The sequence below is a fragment of the Mycobacterium sp. SMC-19 genome, assembly GCF_045310815.1.
GTDB lineage: Bacteria > Actinomycetota > Actinomycetes > Mycobacteriales > Mycobacteriaceae > Mycobacterium.
On record NZ_JBJIAM010000032.1, the window covers coordinates 1 to 1276 of the forward strand.

Annotated in this window: 1 protein-coding gene; it reads right to left on the reverse strand. The window is 63.6% G+C overall.

Translation table 11 applies throughout. From position 1 onward, the window contains the following. Nucleotides 1–29 precede the first annotated feature (29 nt). Complete coding sequence (locus ACJH5R_RS22920; RefSeq protein ID WP_406760149.1) at nucleotides 30–1229, reverse strand: IS30 family transposase; 1200 nt, start codon at nucleotides 1227–1229, stop codon at nucleotides 30–32. Nucleotides 1230–1276 lie beyond the last annotated feature (47 nt).

Here is a 1276-nt window from a genome sequence, read left to right on the forward strand (position 1 = left end):
CTCAAAGTCAAGTGGCTAGTGCAACGCCGCTAGGCGGCTTGATCGAGGAGGGCGGCTAGGCGTTGGGCCGGGGTATCGAGATCCAGGGTGGGGCGCGGCCTGGTGTTGAGTTTGTCTTGGATGCGTTTGAGGTCGGCTTTGGTGTGCACCCGCAGGTCGGTGCCCTTGTCGAACCAGAACCGCAGCAGTCGGTTGGTGTTCTCGTTGGAGCCGCGTTGCCACGGCGAGTGTGGGTCGCAGAAGTAGACCGGGGCCTGTAGCTGCAGTTCGATGTCGCGCCAGCGGGCCATCTCGCTGCCTCTGTCCCATGTGATGGTGCGCCGCAGATGAGCCGGCAACTCGCTCATCGCCTCGATCATCGCGGTGGCCACCGACTCGGCCGTGTGATCGTCAGGCAGGTGCAGCAGGATCGTGAACCGGGTGCTGCGTTCGACGAGGGTGCCGATCGCCGAACCGTTGCCGGCACCGAGGATCAGATCCCCCTCCCAGTGCCCGGGTACGGCGCGGTCGGCGGCTTCGGCGGGTCGCTGACTGATGGTGAAAGCGCTGGTAAATGTGCCGGGGCCCCGTGTGGAGCCAGTGCGGGATCTGCGGGTGCTGCGTTTGGTCGACAACTGCTTGTGCAGATCGGCGCGCAGTTGGCCGCGGCCCTGCACGTAGAGGCACTTGTAGATCGTTTCGTGGCTCACCTGCGCCAGCCTGTCATCAGGGTGATCGCGGGCCAATACCTCGGCGATCAGCTTCGGACTCCACCCGTCATCCATCCAGGTAGTGACCTGATCGCACAATCTCGGGTCGTCGAGCTTGAATCCTTTGGGACGCTTGGCATTCTTGGTGGCTCGGGCATGCGCCATCCTGGCGTGGTAATCCCCGTCGGGGTTGCGGTTTCGACTGATCTCACGGCTGATAACCGACCGATCGCGCTCGAGCTCCCGGGCGATCTCGACTTGGCTAAGACCACGGTCGAGACCTCGCATGATCTCGACCCGTTCACCGAAGCACAGCCGATGCCCACGGCCACCGGACCCGTTCAGATCACCAGGATCGGCCAGGCCCCGATCCCCACTGCCCATCAGTAACTTCATCGCTCCAGCGTCACGCCACCACACCCAAGCCGAGGTCGTCGACACGCCCATCTCCCGCGCCGTTCGGATCAACGGAGCTCCCTGACATACGCGGTCGAACAACTCCCGCCGCGTCGCCAACGAATGCGGATACCCACTCGGCATGACAACCCCCAGATCAATGGATGTTGCACTGACCGTATGAATCTGCC